At 60.3% G+C, this 17,752-nt stretch carries 17 protein-coding genes; 11 read left to right on the forward strand and 6 right to left on the reverse strand.

All coding sequences use genetic code 11. The features are described 5' to 3' along the window. The first annotated feature begins 123 nt into the window (after nucleotides 1–123). The 4 genes from ROSMUCSMR3_RS07030 (at nucleotide 124) to ROSMUCSMR3_RS07045 (ending at nucleotide 3,407) form a co-directional block, all read left to right on the forward strand. Nucleotides 124–1,890, forward strand: a complete 1,767-nt coding sequence (locus ROSMUCSMR3_RS07030) for a DNA polymerase III subunit gamma/tau (protein ID WP_081506867.1) — start codon at nucleotides 124–126, stop codon at nucleotides 1,888–1,890. A gap of 104 nt (nucleotides 1,891–1,994) precedes the next feature. Beyond that, complete coding sequence (locus ROSMUCSMR3_RS07035) at nucleotides 1,995–2,339, forward strand: YbaB/EbfC family nucleoid-associated protein (protein ID WP_037273999.1); 345 nt, start codon at nucleotides 1,995–1,997, stop codon at nucleotides 2,337–2,339. A 66-nt stretch (nucleotides 2,340–2,405) separates the two neighbouring features. Further along, the gene (gene recR / locus ROSMUCSMR3_RS07040; RefSeq protein WP_008281676.1) at nucleotides 2,406–2,999 is read left to right on the forward strand and encodes a recombination mediator RecR; all 594 of its coding nucleotides are present in this window, start codon (nucleotides 2,406–2,408) and stop codon (nucleotides 2,997–2,999) included. A gap of 51 nt (nucleotides 3,000–3,050) precedes the next feature. Next, complete coding sequence (locus ROSMUCSMR3_RS07045; protein ID WP_008281675.1) at nucleotides 3,051–3,407, forward strand: DUF1294 domain-containing protein; 357 nt, start codon at nucleotides 3,051–3,053, stop codon at nucleotides 3,405–3,407. Between the two features lie 67 nt (nucleotides 3,408–3,474). Here ROSMUCSMR3_RS07045 and ROSMUCSMR3_RS07050 read toward each other — a convergent pair whose 3' ends face one another. Further along, entirely contained in the window at nucleotides 3,475–4,248 is a 774-nt protein-coding gene (locus ROSMUCSMR3_RS07050; protein WP_008281674.1) for a DUF1013 domain-containing protein, read from the reverse strand. Nucleotides 4,249–4,379: 131 nt separating this feature from the next. Here ROSMUCSMR3_RS07050 and ROSMUCSMR3_RS07055 point away from each other — a divergent pair, with 131 nt between their 5' ends. The 3 genes from ROSMUCSMR3_RS07055 (at nucleotide 4,380) to ROSMUCSMR3_RS07065 (ending at nucleotide 6,857) form a co-directional block, all read left to right on the forward strand. Then, nucleotides 4,380–5,021, forward strand: coding sequence for a ribonuclease T2 family protein (locus tag ROSMUCSMR3_RS07055; RefSeq protein ID WP_237183547.1), 642 nt, complete (start codon nucleotides 4,380–4,382; stop codon nucleotides 5,019–5,021). Nucleotides 5,022–5,104: 83 nt separating this feature from the next. Next, entirely contained in the window at nucleotides 5,105–5,974 is an 870-nt protein-coding gene (locus ROSMUCSMR3_RS07060; RefSeq protein WP_081506869.1) for a DMT family transporter, read from the forward strand. A gap of 133 nt (nucleotides 5,975–6,107) precedes the next feature. After that, nucleotides 6,108–6,857 carry a hypothetical protein gene (locus ROSMUCSMR3_RS07065; RefSeq protein ID WP_157132410.1) on the forward strand — a complete coding sequence of 250 codons (750 nt, stop codon included), beginning with the start codon at nucleotides 6,108–6,110 and terminating at the stop codon, nucleotides 6,855–6,857. Nucleotides 6,858–7,044: 187 nt separating this feature from the next. On the opposite strand, the gene aroC is transcribed toward ROSMUCSMR3_RS07065, so the two are convergent. Further along, entirely contained in the window at nucleotides 7,045–8,148 is a 1,104-nt protein-coding gene (gene aroC / locus ROSMUCSMR3_RS07070; RefSeq protein ID WP_081506871.1) for a chorismate synthase, read from the reverse strand. A 262-nt stretch (nucleotides 8,149–8,410) separates the two neighbouring features. On the opposite strand from aroC, the gene ROSMUCSMR3_RS07075 reads away from it, so the two are divergent. Continuing rightward, on the forward strand, nucleotides 8,411–10,054 hold the full coding sequence (locus ROSMUCSMR3_RS07075) for an ABC transporter substrate-binding protein (protein ID WP_008281670.1): 1,644 nt from the start codon (nucleotides 8,411–8,413) through the stop codon (nucleotides 10,052–10,054). A gap of 51 nt (nucleotides 10,055–10,105) precedes the next feature. On the opposite strand, the gene ROSMUCSMR3_RS07080 is transcribed toward ROSMUCSMR3_RS07075, so the two are convergent. Continuing rightward, nucleotides 10,106–10,645, reverse strand: a complete 540-nt coding sequence (locus tag ROSMUCSMR3_RS07080) for an NADPH-dependent FMN reductase (protein ID WP_008281669.1) — start codon at nucleotides 10,643–10,645, stop codon at nucleotides 10,106–10,108. Between the two features lie 182 nt (nucleotides 10,646–10,827). Next, on the reverse strand, nucleotides 10,828–11,733 hold the full coding sequence (locus ROSMUCSMR3_RS07085) for a LysR family transcriptional regulator (protein ID WP_008281668.1): 906 nt from the start codon (nucleotides 11,731–11,733) through the stop codon (nucleotides 10,828–10,830). A gap of 193 nt (nucleotides 11,734–11,926) precedes the next feature. Here ROSMUCSMR3_RS07085 and ROSMUCSMR3_RS07090 point away from each other — a divergent pair, with 193 nt between their 5' ends. Further along, the gene (locus ROSMUCSMR3_RS07090; RefSeq protein ID WP_081506872.1) at nucleotides 11,927–12,370 is read left to right on the forward strand and encodes a DUF4399 domain-containing protein; all 444 of its coding nucleotides are present in this window, start codon (nucleotides 11,927–11,929) and stop codon (nucleotides 12,368–12,370) included. A 6-nt stretch (nucleotides 12,371–12,376) separates the two neighbouring features. Here ROSMUCSMR3_RS07090 and ROSMUCSMR3_RS07095 read toward each other — a convergent pair whose 3' ends face one another. Then, the gene (locus ROSMUCSMR3_RS07095; RefSeq protein WP_081506873.1) at nucleotides 12,377–14,404 is read right to left on the reverse strand and encodes an NADPH-dependent 2,4-dienoyl-CoA reductase; all 2,028 of its coding nucleotides are present in this window, start codon (nucleotides 14,402–14,404) and stop codon (nucleotides 12,377–12,379) included. A gap of 149 nt (nucleotides 14,405–14,553) precedes the next feature. Then, nucleotides 14,554–15,474, reverse strand: coding sequence for a manganese-dependent inorganic pyrophosphatase (locus ROSMUCSMR3_RS07100; protein ID WP_081506874.1), 921 nt, complete (start codon nucleotides 15,472–15,474; stop codon nucleotides 14,554–14,556). 257 nt (nucleotides 15,475–15,731) lie between these two features. Here ROSMUCSMR3_RS07100 and ROSMUCSMR3_RS07105 point away from each other — a divergent pair, with 257 nt between their 5' ends. Beyond that, nucleotides 15,732–16,019 carry a co-chaperone GroES gene (locus ROSMUCSMR3_RS07105; protein WP_008281664.1) on the forward strand — a complete coding sequence of 96 codons (288 nt, stop codon included), beginning with the start codon at nucleotides 15,732–15,734 and terminating at the stop codon, nucleotides 16,017–16,019. Nucleotides 16,020–16,073: 54 nt separating this feature from the next. Beyond that, on the forward strand, nucleotides 16,074–17,714 hold the full coding sequence (gene groL / locus ROSMUCSMR3_RS07110) for a chaperonin GroEL (RefSeq protein ID WP_008281663.1): 1,641 nt from the start codon (nucleotides 16,074–16,076) through the stop codon (nucleotides 17,712–17,714). Nucleotides 17,715–17,752 lie beyond the last annotated feature (38 nt).

Consider the following 17,752-nt stretch of genomic DNA (forward strand, 5'->3'; position numbering starts at 1 on the left):
CTTGATGACAAGCGTTCCGTCACATCTGTCCAGCTTTGCCAGATTACCCACAAAAAGCAAGGTGGACGCCTCCGCCCCCTCGCCTTACGTTACGAAGGCATCCGAATCCCGCAAAGGCACCCCATGTCCGACACCCCGCCCCCCGGCTATCAGGTTCTCGCCCGCAAATACCGGCCCGAGACCTTTGCCGATCTGGTCGGTCAAGATGCGATGGTGCGCACACTCAAGAATGCCTTTCAGGCCGACCGCATCGCGCAAGCCTTTATAATGACAGGGATTCGCGGCACCGGAAAAACCACAACGGCGCGCATCATCGCCAAGGGCATGAACTGTATCGGTCCCGATGGGCAGGGTGGCCCCACGACCGAACCTTGCGGCCAATGCGAACATTGCCGTGCCATCATGGAAGGGCGCCATGTCGATGTGATGGAGATGGACGCCGCCAGCCGGACCGGCGTGGGCGACATCCGGGAAATCATCGAGAGCGTGAATTATCGCGCCGCCTCAGCACGTTACAAGATCTACATCATCGACGAAGTGCATATGCTCTCGGTCAATGCGTTCAACGCCCTGCTCAAGACGTTGGAAGAGCCGCCCGCGCATGTGAAATTCATCTTCGCCACCACCGAAATCCGCAAGGTTCCGGTGACGGTGCTGTCGCGCTGCCAACGCTTTGACCTGCGCCGCATTGAACCCGAGGTGATGATCGCGCTCCTGCGCCGCATTGCCGACCGGGAAGGCGCGCAGATCACCGATGACGCGCTGGCCCTCATCACCCGCGCGGCAGAGGGCTCTGCCCGCGACGCCACCTCTTTGCTGGATCAGGCGATTTCCCATGGTGCAGGGGAAACCACGGCGGATCAGGTGCGCGCCATGTTGGGGCTGGCGGATCGTGGCCGGGTGCTTGATCTCTTTGACATGATCCTGCGCGGCGATGCGGCCGGGGCGCTCTCGGAACTCAGCGCGCAATATGCCGAAGGGGCCGATCCACTGGCCGTGCTGCGCGATCTTGCCGAGATAACCCATTGGATCTCTGTTGTTAAAATAACGCCCGACGCCGCCAACGACCCCACAATCGGCCCCGATGAACGCGCCCGAGGTCTGGACATGGCCACCGCCTTGCCGATGCGCGTGCTCACCCGGATGTGGCAAATGCTGCTCAAAGCGCTAGAGGAAGTGGCGCAATCACCCAACGCGATGATGGCCGCCGAAATGGCGGTGATCCGCCTCACCCATGTGGCCGACCTGCCCACGCCCGAAGACCTCGTGCGCCGCCTCCAAGACGCGCCGCCCAATGGCCCGGGCGGCGGCGGCGGCCCCCGCATGCAGGCCAACCCACCCCAGAGCACCCATGCTCAGGCTCACACCCATGCGCCCACCCATTCCGGTCCCTCGGGGCCAGTCTCGCAAGGTGCTGTGTCGCCTATGCTGGCCACAGACCCGGAAGAGGTGCTGTCCCGCTACCCCAGCTTTGAGCATGTGCTGGAGCTGATCCGCGCCAATCGCGATGTCAAGCTCCTGCTCGAGGTCGAAGGGCATATCCGCCTTGCCAACTATCGCCCCGGCCGGATTGAATTCACCCCCACGCCCGATGCTCCCGGCGATCTGGCACAGCGTCTGGGCAGCGCGCTACAACGCTGGACCGGCAATCGTTGGGCCGTCACCTTGGTGAATTCGGCCACCGCCCCTACCATTCTCGAGGCGCGCAATGCCGCCAAAGATGCGGCAGAGTCTGACGCCCGGCAGCATCCGCTGGTGCAAGCAGTCTTTGCCGCTTTTCCCCGGGCAAAGATTGCGCGGGTGAAAACCGAGAAAGATATCACATCCCATGCCGAGACCGAGGCCCTGCCCGAGGTGGACGAGGAATGGGACCCTTTCGAAGAGGATTGAACACCGCACCGCTTGCCTGTCGCCTTAAGACCGCAGATATGCTTAAAGGCGGCAACGTCATTCAATGGCCCGCCCTGCGGGCCAAAACCACAGGAGATTACAGCATGTTCAAAGGTTTGGGCCAAATGGGCGACATGGCCAAGATGATGAAGGCCGCGCAGGAAATGCAAAAGAAAATGGCCGCGCTGCAAGAGGAAATGCACACGATCATGGTGACGGGCGAATCCGGCGCAGGTCTGGTCAAGGCGACCTGCTCTGCCAAGGGGGAGCTCAAGGCGCTCGATATCGACCCGTCGATCTTCAACTCCGATGACAAAGAGGTCGTCGAGGATCTGATTCTTGCCGCGATCAAGGATGCCCAAGCCAAGGCCTCGGCCCGTGCCCAAGAAGAAATGGGCAAGATCACCGAGGGCATGGGCCTGCCCAAAGACATGAAACTGCCCTTCTGAGACGCGGTTTCTTTTTGGCATAAATACTCAAAACCCCAACGCTTGCCCCCTGAGCGGAGCCTTAGATTGAGCAGCACCCGCGATATCGACGCCCTCATTGATATGATGGCCCGCCTGCCGGGGCTTGGCCCCCGGTCGGCCCGGCGCGCGGTGCTGCACCTGATCCGCAAGCGCGCTTTGCTGCTATCGCCCTTGGCAAAGCTGATGCAGACCGTGGCCGACACGGCGCGGGAATGTGCCACCTGCGGCAATATCGGCACCACCGAGATTTGCGATATCTGCACGAATGCCAAGCGTGCCAATGGCCAGATTTGCGTGGTCGAGGATGTGGCCGATCTCTGGGCGATGGAGCGTGGGCAGGCCTTTAAAGGGCGCTATCACGTGCTGGGCGGCACGCTGTCGGCACTGGATCAGGTCGGCCCCGAGGTTCTACGCATTCCAGCACTCTTGGCGCGGGTCGATTCCGAGGCGATAACCGAGGTCATTCTGGCCCTCAACGCCACGGTCGAGGGGCAAACCACCGCGCATTACATCGCAGATCAGCTCGACGGCAGAGTCACGCTTACTTCGCTCGCTCAGGGTGTTCCCATTGGCGGCGAGTTGGACTATCTCGACGATGGTACGATCAGTGCGGCCCTCTCGGCCCGCAAGCGTCTGTGACACGCCCCTAGCGACATCCGCCCCAAATGATACTGGACCCCTTTTTTAGCCATGTCCCCACTTGCCTTGACCCTGCTGTATCTTTTAGCCCTGAACGCGCTCACATTGGGTTTGTTCTGGTGGGACAAGCGCTGTGCCATCGAACGCCGCTGGCGCGTGCCAGAGAGTACGCTTCTGACGCTTTGTCTGATCGGGGGATCGCTCGGGGCCAAGACCGGACAGGGGATATTCCGCCACAAAACCCGCAAAGAGCCGTTTCGCACGTCGCTCAATGCCATTGCAGTTCTGCATATCGGATTTCTCGGGGCGCTCGTGCTGCCAGAGTTCCGCGCCGCCGTTATGGTGTTTCTCACCCATGCCACCAGCTATGTTCTGGGGCTCGCCGCAACCTGGATCCCTGCGGCCTGAGGCCTAGGCAAAATGAAAATGGCCCGAGAAACCCCGGGCCATTGCGGTCTTGGTGATCTAAGCCGCTTTAGCGGCGACGACGTCCAGCATCCTGATCATCATCCTCATCATCCTCGTCATCCGAGGCGGGCAGATTAAAGAAACTGTCGGCGTCGTATTTCTTTTCACGCACTTCGGGGTGGTAATCCTGCCCTAGGGTGAAATTCTCCAGCCCTTCCATCGCCGTCGGCACACGTGGCTCAAGGTCCGCCTCAAGGCTTTGCTCGGTGCTCAAGAGCTTGCGACGTTCGTCATCGGTCAGCGCGGCGCCATCTTTGGCCTTCTTCGCAGCGGCCTTTTGCACGGCGGCATCAAGCTCGGATTGTTTGCACAGGCCAAGCGCAACAGGGTCGATCGGTTGGATGCTGCCGATGTTCCAATGGGTGCGTTCACGAATCGCCTGAATGGTCGGCTTCGTTGTGCCCACAAGGCGCGCAATCTGGCTGTCGGCCAGTTCGGGATGGAACTTGACCAGCCAAAGGATCGACGCGGGGCGATCCTGCCGCTTGGACAGCGGCGTATAGCGCGGGCCGCGCCGGGTCTCTTCGCCTTGGGCGGCAGCATTGAATTTGAGCTTGAGCTTGTGCAGCGGGCTTGCCTGCGCCCGTTCGATCTCGTCCTGCGTCAATTGATTGTTGGCAATCGGATCAAAGCCTTTAACGCCTGCCGCCACATCGCCATCGGCGATCCCCTGCACTTCCAATTCATGCATGCCGCAGAAATCGGCAATCTGCTTGAAACTGATCGTCGTATTGTCCACCAGCCAGACAGCTGTGGCCTTGGCCATGATCGGCTTTGACATCTCTCAGGTCTCCTTTACCCAAAACTTCCCCGGCGCCTGAAAGGCGGTTCCGGCGGGCCGGAACGGGTTTCCATTGTAGGGGAACTCGGCCAGCTTATACTGACCTTGCCGATAAAATGAAAGACCAAAGAATGCGTGCCCAAGTTGCCTTGTTGCTCTGTCTTTTGCTTCCGCCTCTGCCTGCCACCGCGCAATCACACCGTGCGGGCGTGTTTGACTATTACGTGCTCAGCCTCAGTTGGTCGCCCACTTGGTGCGCGCTCGAGGGGGACGCGCGCAGTGCCGAGCAATGCGACGATGCCGCCAACACCGGCTGGATTCTGCACGGTCTTTGGCCGCAATATCATCGCGGCTGGCCCGAGCATTGCCAGAGCGTGCATGCGCCCCCCACCCGCGCCATGACCCGCGCTATGGCGGATGTGATGGGAAGCGCAGGCCTTGCCTGGTATCAATGGAAGAAACACGGCTCTTGTTCAGGGCTGAGTGCCGCCGACTATTATGCGCTGTCGCGCGCGGCCTTTGATCAATTCACGCGGCCAGAGGTCTTTCGCAAGCTCACCAAGCCCGTGAAGCTGCCCGCCAAAGTGGTCGAAGAGGCGTTTCTCAAGGCAAATCAGGGGCTTGAACCCGACATGCTGACCATCACCTGCCGCGCCGGGCGCATTCAGGAGGCACGGCTTTGCCTGTCGCGCGATTTGGCACCAGTGCCCTGCGGCGTTGATGTGGTGCGCGACTGCGCCCTGCGCGATGCGCTCTTTGATCCGATCCGCTGATCCATCCTCTTGGCCCCTTGAACCCCGCCAGTATTTCCTCAATGGTCGCGCCAAGCACGCGCATCAGACGGGACGGGCAAGACATGGATATCCGGGCAATCCTGATGGGGCTGGGCTTTGCGCTCATGTGGTCCTCGGCCTTTACCTCGGCACGGATCATCGTCTCTGCCGCCCCGCCCCTGACAGCGCTTGGCCTGCGCTTCCTGATTTCCGGGCTACTTGGCATTACCATCGCCCTGATCTTGGGCCAAAGCTGGCGACTGACCCGCGCACAATGGCGCGCCACGATCATTTTCGGCATCTGCCAGAATGCGCTCTATCTCGGGCTGAACTTCGTGGCGATGCAAACAATCGAGGCCTCGCTTGCCGCGATCATCGCCTCGGCCATGCCGCTCATCGTGGGGTTGTTCAGTTGGATCTTTTTAAAGGAGCGACTTGGCAAGGTTGGAATCATGGGCCTCTTTGCCGGGCTAGGCGGCGTGGTGATCATCATGGGCGCGCGGCTTCAGGGGGGAATGGATCTTTACGGCGTGGGTCTCTGCCTGATCGCGGTTTTTGCACTGGCCTTTGCCACGCTGGCGGTGCGCGGTGCGGCATCGGGGGGCAATTTTCTGATGGTCGTGGGCTTGCAGATGATGGTGGGCGCGGTCCTGACCGGCTCCATCGGCCTTGCCACCGAACCCCTCGTGATCGACTGGAGCACGCGGCTTGTCTTGGCGTTTCTCTATACCACGCTCGTTCCCGGCCTCGCCGCCACGCTGGTGTGGTTTCTATTGGTCGAGCGGATCGGCGCAACGCGCGCCGCTACCTTTCATTTCCTCAACCCGTTCTTTGGCGTAGCGATCGCCTCTGTGCTCTTGAACGAAGCCCTCCGATTGGGCGACCTGATCGGGGTCTTGGTGATCATGGGCGGGATTCTGGCGGTGCAACTCTCGCGGCAAGGGCGGGTCTGAGGCACCGGGCTTGACAGGCCATGACGAAGTTGTGAACCTTGGTAAGGTTGTGTTGATTTGGGTTGATTCTATGCGGTGTGTGAAAACCGGATTACTGATGTGTTGTGCCATTCTTGCGGGCTGCGGAGAGCCCATGACACAGGCACAAGTCATCGAAAAGTATAGTGGCAACACGGTGGCCAAACTGACCAGCGAAAAACGCATGGATCATTTGGGACCAAACAACCCCTCATTGGGGACACGTTACATCTATCATCAGACGGATGGGCACGCCTTATACAGCAAGCGCACGGACAAAGGGTATAGTAGGCAAGAAGCCGGTCGCTGGTGGGCCGGGAATGACAAGATATGTTATTCGATGCGCGTCACACAGGCCGAAGACCCGGAAGGCGATGCCTGTGCCCCGGCGGGTACCGACGTCGTCTGGAGTAGCTTTGAACGCGGCGATACAAAGGGCCTCCGAAGATCGGTAGCAGTTGCCCAAGGTGGCCAATCTGACATCGGTTTTGGGTGGGACAAAGTCATCGCCGCTGCGGGTGTGGCCATGGCCGGAGCAGTCGCCGTTGGGGCTGCTTCAGAAAAATTATGTGGCCCGGGCGGATGCACCGGCGGTGATTATTCGTCGGCTTCGGCTCAGCCCCAATCCTCCTCATCAGGAGGGTCGCAGACATCAAGCTCCGCGTCGCGTGAGACAAAATCCGGCTACACGATCACAGAGCGGATCAATTACGAGCGGAACGCGCAGACGGTTGTTGCACGCGGTCGGTGCGCCGACGGGAAGACCTTTGATGTCAGGTATCACCCAGACAACAATCCACAGTTTTTCATCTACGGCTCGGGTGGCTCCAGCGTCGATGACGTCGCAAGCCGTTTTTGCTCCTGAGAGCGAGGCTTGGCCGGTGGCATAGCCGACGCGTTCGGGAACAACCGACATAGGTCCGCTCAGATGACTTCTGGCGCGCTGGTCATCATGGCCGGGATGCTGGCGGTGCAACTCTCGCGGCAAGGGCGGGTGTGAGGCGCCGGGACTTTGAAAAGTTCCGGATCATTCTCTTTTCAAGAAAATGGCTTTAGCCGATGTGCCCCCGCGGCCCATCGCCCACCTGCCCACGATGCAACAGCAAGTGGTCTAGGATCACGCACGCCATCATCGCCTCGCCCACGGGAACGGCACGAATGCCGACGCAGGGGTCATGTCGCCCTTTGGTCACGACCTCGATGGGGTTTCCATCCACGGTGATCGACTGGCGCGGGGTCAGGATCGACGATGTTGGCTTGACCGCAAACCGCACAACGATCTCTTGGCCTGTCGAAATCCCACCAAGGATACCGCCCGCATGGTTCGAGGCGAATTCCGGGCCGCTCTCACCCATGAAAATCTCATCGGCATTGGCGCTGCCGGTGAGGCGCGCGGCGGCCATGCCTTCGCCAATCTCAACGCCTTTGACGGCGTTGATCGACATCATCGCGGCGGCCAGATCCGTATCGAGCTTGCCATAAATCGGCGCGCCAAGGCCTGCGGGCACACCGCGTGCCACCACTTCGATCACCGCGCCGACCGAATCATGTTTCTTGCGCAGCGCTTGCAGATAGTCTTCCCACGCAGGGGCCGCCGCCGCGTCAGGCAGCCAGAAATCATTGCCGTCAATCGCGTCCCAATCGAACTGTGCGCGGTCCAACTCCATCTCGCCCATGGCGACCATATAGCCCTTGATCTCGATCCCCGGCACAAGTGCTTCCAAGGCCGCGCGTGCCACGCCCCCCGCCGCAACTCGCGCCGCCGTTTCCCGCGCCGAAGACCGCCCGCCACCACGTGGATCGCGCAGGCCATATTTCAGATAATAGGTGATATCGGCATGACCGGGGCGGAATGTCTTGGCAATCTCGCCATAGTCGCGCGAGCGTTGATCGGTGTTCTCGATCATCAGCTGAATCGGTGTTCCCGTGCTCTGCCCCTCATAGACGCCCGACAGGATACGCACCGCATCCGGCTCGTTGCGTTGGGTCATATTCTTGTTCTGCCCCGGACGGCGCTTGTCCAGCCAGTGCTGCAGCATCGTCTCATCCAGCGCCACCCCCGGAGGGCAACCATCCACCGTGGCCCCAAGTGCGGGCCCATGGCTCTCGCCCCAGGTAGTGAAACGAAACAGATGTCCAAAGGTGTTGAGGCTCATGCGCGGGGCTCCTTTGGCGCTGATCTAGCCCCGGCTCGCCCCGGCCTCAAGCTAATTTGGCGGGCTTTTGTCGCAAACAGGCGATCTATGGGATCGAATCGCAGTAGTCTTTGCCCCGTGACGGACTGGCGGAGTTGCCCGAACCAAATGAGACCGGGACGTTCAAAAATGACTGGTGCAGCGCGCAAGCCCTGCTAACACTAGCGGCAAGACTGTCCAAAAAACGACAGCACCCAACATGATAATCAACAGGGAGAAGACAATGACCAAAGACACCTCGCACGACAGCGTGCGCCCGGTCGTCGCGAAAATGGCCGAGGACACCCGCGCCGGCAAGATGAGCCGCCGCGAATTCGTGGCGCTCGCCTCGACCTTTGGTGCCTCTGCCACTGCAGCTTACGGGTTGCTCGGACTTGCAGTGCCCACAGCCGCATATGCTGAAGACGCCAAGAAAGGCGGCGTGCTGCGTGTGGCAAGCCGCGTGATGGATATCACCGATCCGCGCAAATATTCCTGGACCGAGCCGGGCAATGTCGCCCGCCAGTTCTGCGAACCGCTGGTACGCTGGGCCTCTGACTTCAGCTTTCAGCCGATGTTGCTGGAAGGCTGGGAGGTCAGCGATGACGCCATGACCTACACGCTCAAGGTCCGTCAGAACGCGGTCTGGAACAATGGCGACGCGTTCAATGCCGATGACGTGATCCACAATCTCAACCGCTGGTGCGACAAAGCCGCCGAAGGCAATTCCATGGCCTCGCGGATGGCCACGTTGATCGACCCAGACACAGGCCGCGCGCTCGATGGAGCCATTGAGCGGGTGGATGATTTCACTATTCGCCTCAATCTGCCCCGCCCCGATATCACCATCATCGCGGGCATGTCCGACTATCCTGCGCTCTGCGTCCACCCCAGCTTTGGGGACGATGGCGATCTGGCCAAGGCCCCCATCGGGACCGGCCCGTTCGAGCTTGTCTCGATGGACATCGGCGTCGCCGCCGAGGTCAAGCGCCGGGAAGACGGCAAGTGGTGGGGTGGCGATGTCTATCTCGACGGTATCCGCTTCGTTGACTTTGGCGAAGATAACGCCTCGATCGTAGCCGCATTTGATGGCGATGAGATCGACATCAACGACGAATCCACCGCCGATTTCATCGAGTCCTACGATGCCCTTGGTCTGATCAAACAGTCCAAGACAACCGCCAACACCATCGTCGCCCGGATGCGCGCCGATACCGCGCCCTATGACAGCAAGGAACTGCGCAACGCCATCCAATTGGCCTGCGACAATGCCGTTTTGCTGGCCATTTCGATCAATGGCGAGGGTATTCCGGCAGAAAACCACCACGTGGCTCCGTTCCACCCGGAATATGCCGAACTGCCTGCGATTGCGGCTGATCCGGCCAAGGCCATCGAAATGGCACGCGCCGCAGGGCATGGCGACACCGAGATCGAGATCATCTCGATTGATGGCGACTGGCGGACCACCACCACCGATGCCATCGGCGACCAACTGCGTCAGGCGGGTTTCAACGTCAAGCGGACGGTGATTCCGGGGGCAAGCTTCTGGAACGACTGGACCAAATATCCCTTCTCGACCACCAACTGGGGTCCGCGTCCTTTGGGCGTTCAAGTGCTGGCACTGGCCTATAAATCGGGCGAGGCATGGAATGAATCTGGCCATGCAAACCCGGAATTCGATGCGCTGCTGGATGAAGCCTTGGGTGTTTTCGACGCGGACAAGCGCCGCGAATATTCGGCCAAGCTGCAAACGATGCTGCAAGACAGCGGTGCCGTGATCCAGCCCTTCTGGCGCAATCAGGCGCTGCACCACACGGACAAGGTCAAGGGCGTGCAGGCGCATCAATTCCGCGAAATGCACTATGAGCAGGTCTGGCTCGACGCGTAAAACCGTCCTGCACAACAGATCGGGCCGCCCCTCAGGGGCGGCCCTTTGCGTTCAGACGACTTCGGCGCGCAGCGCAGCCATCCGTTCCGCCAAAAGTTTTCGCGATGTCTCATCCTTGAGCTTGCCCGCATCGTCAAAGGCGTTCATCGCCCCCGCGATCAAAACCGCCGTGCCCGGCACCAGCCGCGCCTGTAACTGCGTAAGGCAAGACAGCGTCATGAATTGGGCCGTCTCGCCCCCGGTGCGCCCGGCAGAGGCCGAGACCACCACAACGGGCTTGTTCTTGAACGCCGCCCCCGGCACCCGGCTGATCCAATCCAGCCCGTTCTTGAGAACGCCGGTTATCCCTTTGTTGTATTCGGGTGCTCCAATGATCACGGCATCGGCGTCCTTGATCTGCTGTGCGAGGTGTTTCACCGCGTCTGGCACACCCTCTGCCTCTTCCAGATCACCATCGTAGAGCGGCAGATCAAGACTGCCGTCGCTGATCTCTGCGGGGCCGAATGCCTCTGCCGCCTCGGCCAGCAGCATGCGGTTATACGATCCCTTGCGCAGCGATCCGGAAATCAACAGAAGTTTTGGGTTAGCCATGTGTCATCCTCTCACGGGTTTGTCAGTTTCACTGATCAAACTGGGGCGATGGAGGGAATTTGACAATATGAAGTGACTGCACAGGGCTTGTGCGCCACACCGGCACCGAATGAAAAACCCCGGCGCGGCGAGCAGACCGCGGCCGGGGCAGGCACCCGCCATGCGTGGCGAGGAGGACGACGTTACCAGTCCACCGGGCCTTTATCGGCGAATTGATGGACCAGAAAATCTATAAAGGCGCGCACCTTGGGCTGGGTGAACCGGCCCGGCGGGTAGACCGCGTAAATGCCCTGCAATTCCAGAGGCAACTCGGGCATCGCATCTTCGACCAGCCCATCCGCCATCGCACGGGAATAAAGGAAGGAAGGAAGATAGGCGATACCCAAGCCAGAAATCGCGGCATTCAGCAGGGATTGCCCGTCATTCACACTTAGACCACCCGCCGTGCGCACCTGACGCTTTTCCCCCGAAGGCGCGGTCAGCTTCCATACCGCCCCGCCCGCTTGGCTAGAGTAATGCAAGAGCTTGTGTTCGTTCAGATCGTCGATCTTTTGCGGCCGCCCATGTTTTTGGAAATAGCCGGGGCTGGCGATCATGCGCTTGGTGGTCTCGGTCAGTTTCCGCGCCCGCAGGGTGCTGTCCTCCAGCTCTCCGATGCGCACGGCCATGTCAAAGCCTTCTGAAATCAGCTCAACATAGCGGTTATTCAGCACCATGTTGACGGTGATATCGGGGAATTCATCAAGGAACTGGCCCAGAACCGGGCTGAGATGATTGACCCCGAAATCTGTCGCCACAGAGATGCGCAACAGGCCAGAGGGATCGGATTGCATCGAACTCACCAGCGCGTCCGCTTCGCCCGCGTCGTTGAGCACGCGCAAGGCCCGGTCGTAATAGGCTAGGCCGATTTCAGTCGGGCTGACACGCCGCGTGGTGCGGTTCAGCAATCTTGCCCCCAAACGCGCCTCAAGCGACGACACGTGCTTGGACACGGCGGATTTTGATATGCCCATCTTACGGGCCGCGTCGGTAAATCCGCCCTGATCCACCACGGTGGCGAAGGCTTCCATTTCGGTCAGGCGATCCATCCTAATACCTCTGAATTGCGTCTTGAGGGCCTTTGTGACGGGAAAATCAGGCACAACTGGGGCGCTTGCCGGACAATATCTGGATTTCGTCGGCATCGTTCGCCAGCTGGAAACACGGAAACATCAAGCTGCGATTATTGACGGGTTAGGCCAACGCACCACCTATGTTACCATATCCTAGGGAGGAGCCACTATGACACGCATCATTGCAATCACTGCCGCCACCTTTCTGAGTCTCTCATTTCCCCTCTTCGCCGGGGATACCCCCGCACCTGAAGGGGCCGAGGTCTATTTCGTCAATCTCGAGGATGGGGCCTTCGTTACAGCACCCGTCAAAGTTATCTTTGGTCTCAAAGGCATGGGCGTGGCCCCTGCCGGCACTGAAAAAGAGGCGACAGGCCACCATCACATTCTGGTCAACCGCCCGCCCTTGGGCGAAGGGCCGGACGGGGAGCAAGAGCTGACCGTCGGCCTGCCCGCGGATGAGTATCACCGCCATTTCGGCGGCGGTCAGACAGAGGCAACGCTTGATCTGGCACCGGGCACGCATACGCTGCAACTGGTGATGGGCGACCTCAACCATGTGCCGCACGCCCCACCCGTGGTGTCCGACGTGATCACGATCACCGTCGAATAAACCGCGTCAGAGCGTGGCAGCCAGCCGCGTGCCCTGATCTATCGCGCGTTTCGCATCAAGTTCGGCGGCCAAATCCGCGCCGCCGATCACATGCGCCTCTATTCCGCGCGCCGCCAATGTATCGGCCAGACTGCGCTCGCTCACCTGCCCCGAGCAAAGCACGACGGTATCCGCCGCAATCAATGTCGGGCGTTCGCGGGCCTCGCCAAAACTCACGTGCAGCCCTTCCGCGTCAATCTTTTCGTAATTGACGCCACCGATCATCTCGACGCCCTTCATCTTGAGGGCGGCGCGATGAATCCAGCCTGTTGTTTTGCCCAACCGCTTGCCCGGTGCCTCTGCCTTGCGTTGCAAGAGCGTGACCTTGCGCGCAGCCGGCTCTGGCTGCGGTCCCTGCGGCGCGAGGCCCCCGCGCACCTCTGCCGGATCGCCCACGCCCCATTCGGTACGCCACAATGTGATGTCTTCGGTCGGGCTGATCCCCTCATGCACGAGGTATTCGGACACGTCGAAACCGATGCCGCCCGCGCCCACCACGGCCACGCGGTGGCCCACCTCTGCACCGCCCCGCAATACGTCAATATACGTCACCACATTCGGCCCATCCTGCCCCGGAATACCCGGATCGCGTGGAATCACGCCGGTAGCGATAATCACGGCATCAAAGCCGTCCAGATGATCGGCGGTCATCTCTTGCCCAAGACGCAGATCGACGCCCGACTCGGCCACCATGGTGCCAAACCAGTCCACCAACCCGCGAAACTCTTCCTTGCCGGGGATGACCTTGGCCATGTTCAACTGACCGCCCAGTTCCGCCGCACGATCAAAGAGCGTCACTTGGTGCCCACGCCCCGCCGCAGTGATCGCCGCCGAGAGGCCCGCAGGCCCCGCACCGACCACGGCAATGCGCTTGGGCGTTGCGGCAGGCGCAATCACCAGTTCCGTCTCATGACAGGCGCGCGGATTGACCAGACAGGATGTCAGCTTGCCCGAGAATGTGTGATCAAGGCACGCCTGATTGCAGGCGATGCAGGGCGCAATCGTAGCGCTGCGCCCTGCCGCCGCTTTGTTCACAAACTCTGCATCCGCCAGAAACGGCCGCGCCATGCTGACCATATCAGCGGCCCCGCTTGCCAAAACCGCCTCGCCCACGTCAGGCGTGTTGATCCGGTTCGAGGTAATGACAGGAATACTCACCTTGCCCATCAGTTTTTTCGTGACCCAAGCAAAACCCGCACGCGGCACGCTGGTTGCAATCGTGGGAATCCGCGCCTCATGCCAGCCGATACCGGTGTTGAGGATCGAAGCGCCTGCACGCTCAATTTCTTGCGCCAATTGCACGACTTCGTCATGGGTGCTGCCACCCGGCACCAGATCAATCATGCTAAGCCGGTAAATGATGATGAAATCATCCCCCACCGCCGCCCGCGCACGCCGCACCACCTCAATCGGCAGGCGCATCCGGTTCTCATACGACCCCCCCCAGCGATCCTCGCGCTTGTTGGTGTGGGTCACAAGAAACTGGTTGAGGAAATACCCCTCGGACCCCATGATCTCGACCCCGTCATAGCCTGCCTCGCGCGCACGCTGCGCGGCGGTGACGATATCGGCGATCTGCTTTTCGATCCCCTCCTCGTCCAATGCCTTGGGCGTAAAGGGCGAAATCGGCGACTTGATGGCTGAGGCGCTGACGCATTCCTTGCCATAGGCGTAGCGGCCAGCGTGCAGGATCTGCATCGCGATCAGCCCCCCCGCCTCATGCACCCGGTCCGTGACGATGCGGTGATTGGTGATATCTTCGGGCGTGAATAGCCCTGCCGCACCGGGAAATACGCCGCCCTCGCGATTGGGGGCCATGCCGCCCGTGACCATAAGGGCCACACCGCCGCGCGCCCGTGCCGCATAAAACTCTGCCACCCGGTTCCAATCGCGGGTTTCCTCCAACCCGGTGTGCATGGACCCCATAAGCACGCGATTTTTCAAGGTCACGTGCCCCAGATCAAGCGGGCTCAGAAGATGCGGATATTCGGACATGGCGGACCTCCCTTGGCTGGAATGCACCATGGCGCGGCACCGCGATATTGTCACCCCGGAACGCTGCGTTATGGCGTCTGCCGCCCCCTCGATCCCCCCAAACGAAAAGAGCCGCCCATGGGCGGCCCTCTCGATACAGGTTGCGTCGCTTAAAGTGCGAGGTTGGGGATGATCTGCTTTTTGCGGCTCATGATGCCCGGCAGCACCACGGCATCGCCCGACACGGTCGCGCCAAAGCTTTTTTCCGCAACTGTCTTGACCAGATCGTTGGGCACCAGAAGCGTGGCTTCTTCATTCAGAATATCCACCACAAAGAGCAGCACCTGATCGACACCATCCTCAGCGGCGACGGTGGTCATGCTCTGCATCAGGCTTGCCTTGCGGTCGAGCACGATGGCGGGCGATGTGGTTTCAAGCACGCTCACGCGGAACGACTTGCCACCAACCTCATATTCCTTGGAATCCATGCGCAGCAGTTCAGCATCGGAAAAGGCCGAGACATCGGATTTAGCGGCAAACATTTCGGCAGCATAGTCGGGGATGGAAATGCCCAGATCGGCAGCCAGTTTTTCGGCCACAGCGCGGTCATGCGGGGTGGTCGTGGGCGAGCGGAATTCGAGCGTGTCTGACAGGATGCAGGTCAGCGCCGTGCCCTTGGCCCAGTTGGGCATTTTCGCGGCATCGTCGCCCATCAGGTCAAGCATGATGGTCGCGGTGCAGGCCAGCGGGCGCACGGTGATGTCAATCGGGCCTTTGGTTTCCAAACCGCCCACCAGCTTGTGATGGTCGATGATTGCCTGAATGTCGGCGTTGTTGATGTTGGCGGGCAATTCCGCCGGGTTGTTGGTGTCCACGATCACGCAAGGCTGACCGGCGTCGACATCGGCAATGATACGCGGCTTGGGCAGGTCCCATTTGCGCAGGAGAAAGGCAGCCTCGGTATTGGGCTCGCCCAAAAGGACAGCTTCGGCCTGCGCACCTTTCACCTCATTAAGATACCAAGCCCAGAGAATGGGCGAGCCGGTGGAATCGGTGTCGGGGGATTTATGGCCGAAAACAAGCGTGGTCATAGGGGTCATCCTGTCATTGATGCGGGTTTGCGCGCCTTATAGGTGGGTGGGCACGGCTTGTCACCTGCCCGATGCTGCGCTGCGGCATAAAATCCCAAAGCGGGGTTGGTCGAAAAGGTAATTTTTGCGGATCAAAACGGTTGACTCACCCCAGCGCACTCCCTAGCTATGCGCCGTTAGCACTCGAACCCCATGAGTGCTAATGATCTCCAAACGGGGATCATTAGGGAGTAACTTTGAGCCAAGGAGCCTCAGAGATGGCATTTAAACCGCTGCATGACCGCGTGCTTGTCCGCCGCGTTGAAAGCGAAGCTAAAACCGCGGGCGGGTTGATCATTCCCGACAGCGCCAAAGAAAAACCGAGCCAGGGCCAAGTTGTGTCCTGCGGCGATGGCGCCCGCAAGGACAATGGCGAACTGATCGCAATGGCCGTCAAGGCTGGCGACACCATTCTGTTCGGCAAATGGTCCGGCACCGAAGTCACGGTCGACGGCGAAGAGCTGTTGATCATGAAGGAAAGCGACATTCTGGGCGTGATTTCGTAAGGGCATTCCCCCTTACGCTGATCCAACCGGAAATCAAACACGGGAGCACCTCAAATGGCTGCAAAAGACGTACGCTTTAATACCGACGCCCGCAATCGCATGCTCAAGGGCGTGAACATTCTGGCCGATGCGGTCAAAGTAACCCTCGGCCCCAAAGGCCGGAACGTGGTTCTGGACAAATCCTTTGGCGCACCGCGCATCACCAAGGACGGTGTATCGGTTGCCAAGGAAATCGAACTGGAAGACAAGTTCGAGAACATGGGCGCGCAGATGGTGAAAGAAGTCGCCAGCCGCACCAATGACGAGGCCGGCGACGGCACCACCACCGCGACGGTTCTGGCTCAGGCCATCGTCAAGGAAGGCATGAAGGCGGTTGCCGCCGGCATGAACCCGATGGACCTCAAGCGTGGTATCGATCTGGCCACCAGCAAGGTTGTCGAGGCCATCAAAGCCGCATCGCGCCCCGTCAACGACAGCGCCGAAGTGGCGCAGGTTGGCACCATTTCTGCCAATGGCGAGGCCGAAATTGGCCGTCAGATCGCAGAAGCGATGCAGAAAGTCGGCAACGAGGGTGTCATCACTGTCGAAGAGAACAAAGGCCTCGAGACCGAGACTGATGTCGTCGAAGGCATGCAGTTCGACCGTGGCTATCTCAGCCCCTATTTCGTCACCAATGCTGACAAAATGGTTGCGGACCTTGAGGACTGCCTCATCCTGCTGCACGAGAAGAAACTCTCGAGCCTTCAGCCGATGGTGCCGCTGCTCGAGCAAGTGATCCAGTCGCAAAAACCGCTCCTGATCATTGCCGAAGATGTCGAAGGCGAAGCCCTCGCAACGCTGGTCGTGAACAAGCTGCGTGGCGGTCTCAAGATCGCTGCCGTTAAGGCCCCCGGCTTTGGCGACCGTCGCAAGGCGATGCTGCAGGATATCGCCATTCTGACCGGTGGTCAGGTGATTTCCGAAGACCTCGGCATGAAGCTTGAGAATGTCGGCATGGACATGCTGGGCCGCGCCAAGAAAGTTTCGATCACCAAAGACGCCACCACCATCGTCGATGGTGCGGGCGAAAAGGCCGAGATCGAAGCACGCGTCAGCCAAATCCGCCAGCAGATCGAGGACACCACCTCGGACTATGACCGCGAGAAGCTGCAAGAGCGCGTGGCCAAACTGGCCGGTGGCGTTGCTGTCATCCGCGTTGGCGGCATGACCGAGATCGAAGTGAAAGAGCGCAAGGACCGCGTCGATGACGCGCTCAATGCAACCCGCGCAGCCGTGCAAGAAGGCATCGTTGTCGGCGGTGGTGTGGCTCTGGTTCAGGCGGCCAAGAAACTGGCCGGTCTTGAAGGTGTCAACAGTGACCAGAACGCCGGTATCGCCATCGTGCGCCGCGCGCTCGAAGCGCCGCTGCGCCAGATCGCAGAGAATGCCGGTGTTGACGGCTCCGTCGTCGCAGGCAAAATCCGCGAGAGCTCTGACGCCAAGTTCGGCTATAACGCACAGACTGATGAATATGGCGACATGTTCAAGTTTGGCGTCATCGACCCGGCCAAGGTTGTCCGCACCGCTCTCGAAGATGCCTCTTCGATCGCAGGCCTGTTGATCACCACCGAAGCGATGGTGGCCGACAAGCCGCAAAAAGAAAACGCCGGTGGCGGCGGTATGCCCGACATGGGCGGCATGGGCGGCATGATGTAAATCACGCTTGCCTTGTGCAATCGGATCGGGGCTGCCTT

This window comes from Roseovarius mucosus, from assembly GCF_002080415.1.
Lineage (GTDB): Bacteria > Pseudomonadota > Alphaproteobacteria > Rhodobacterales > Rhodobacteraceae > Roseovarius > Roseovarius mucosus_A.

What these genes read in the sequence shown, in the direction of transcription:
- ROSMUCSMR3_RS07090 (WP_081506872.1), top strand. Translation starts at nt 11,927, where the DNA reads ATGACACGCATCATTGCAATCACTGCCGCCACCTTTCTGAGTCTCTCA.
- ROSMUCSMR3_RS07060 (WP_081506869.1), top strand. Translation starts at nt 5,105, where the DNA reads ATGGATATCCGGGCAATCCTGATGGGGCTGGGCTTTGCGCTCATGTGG.
- ROSMUCSMR3_RS07065 (WP_157132410.1), top strand. Translation starts at nt 6,108, where the DNA reads ATGACACAGGCACAAGTCATCGAAAAGTATAGTGGCAACACGGTGGCC.
- groL (WP_008281663.1), top strand. Translation starts at nt 16,074, where the DNA reads ATGGCTGCAAAAGACGTACGCTTTAATACCGACGCCCGCAATCGCATG.
- ROSMUCSMR3_RS07105 (WP_008281664.1), top strand. Translation starts at nt 15,732, where the DNA reads ATGGCATTTAAACCGCTGCATGACCGCGTGCTTGTCCGCCGCGTTGAA.
- ROSMUCSMR3_RS07050 (WP_008281674.1), bottom strand. Translation starts at nt 4,248, where the DNA reads ATGTCAAAGCCGATCATGGCCAAGGCCACAGCTGTCTGGCTGGTGGAC.
- ROSMUCSMR3_RS07095 (WP_081506873.1), bottom strand. Translation starts at nt 14,404, where the DNA reads ATGTCCGAATATCCGCATCTTCTGAGCCCGCTTGATCTGGGGCACGTG.
- ROSMUCSMR3_RS07075 (WP_008281670.1), top strand. Translation starts at nt 8,411, where the DNA reads ATGACCAAAGACACCTCGCACGACAGCGTGCGCCCGGTCGTCGCGAAA.
- ROSMUCSMR3_RS07045 (WP_008281675.1), top strand. Translation starts at nt 3,051, where the DNA reads ATGTCCCCACTTGCCTTGACCCTGCTGTATCTTTTAGCCCTGAACGCG.
- ROSMUCSMR3_RS07035 (WP_037273999.1), top strand. Translation starts at nt 1,995, where the DNA reads ATGTTCAAAGGTTTGGGCCAAATGGGCGACATGGCCAAGATGATGAAG.
- ROSMUCSMR3_RS07100 (WP_081506874.1), bottom strand. Translation starts at nt 15,474, where the DNA reads ATGACCACGCTTGTTTTCGGCCATAAATCCCCCGACACCGATTCCACC.
- ROSMUCSMR3_RS07055 (WP_237183547.1), top strand. Translation starts at nt 4,380, where the DNA reads ATGCGTGCCCAAGTTGCCTTGTTGCTCTGTCTTTTGCTTCCGCCTCTG.
- ROSMUCSMR3_RS07080 (WP_008281669.1), bottom strand. Translation starts at nt 10,645, where the DNA reads ATGGCTAACCCAAAACTTCTGTTGATTTCCGGATCGCTGCGCAAGGGA.
- aroC (WP_081506871.1), bottom strand. Translation starts at nt 8,148, where the DNA reads ATGAGCCTCAACACCTTTGGACATCTGTTTCGTTTCACTACCTGGGGC.
- ROSMUCSMR3_RS07085 (WP_008281668.1), bottom strand. Translation starts at nt 11,733, where the DNA reads ATGGATCGCCTGACCGAAATGGAAGCCTTCGCCACCGTGGTGGATCAG.
- ROSMUCSMR3_RS07030 (WP_081506867.1), top strand. Translation starts at nt 124, where the DNA reads ATGTCCGACACCCCGCCCCCCGGCTATCAGGTTCTCGCCCGCAAATAC.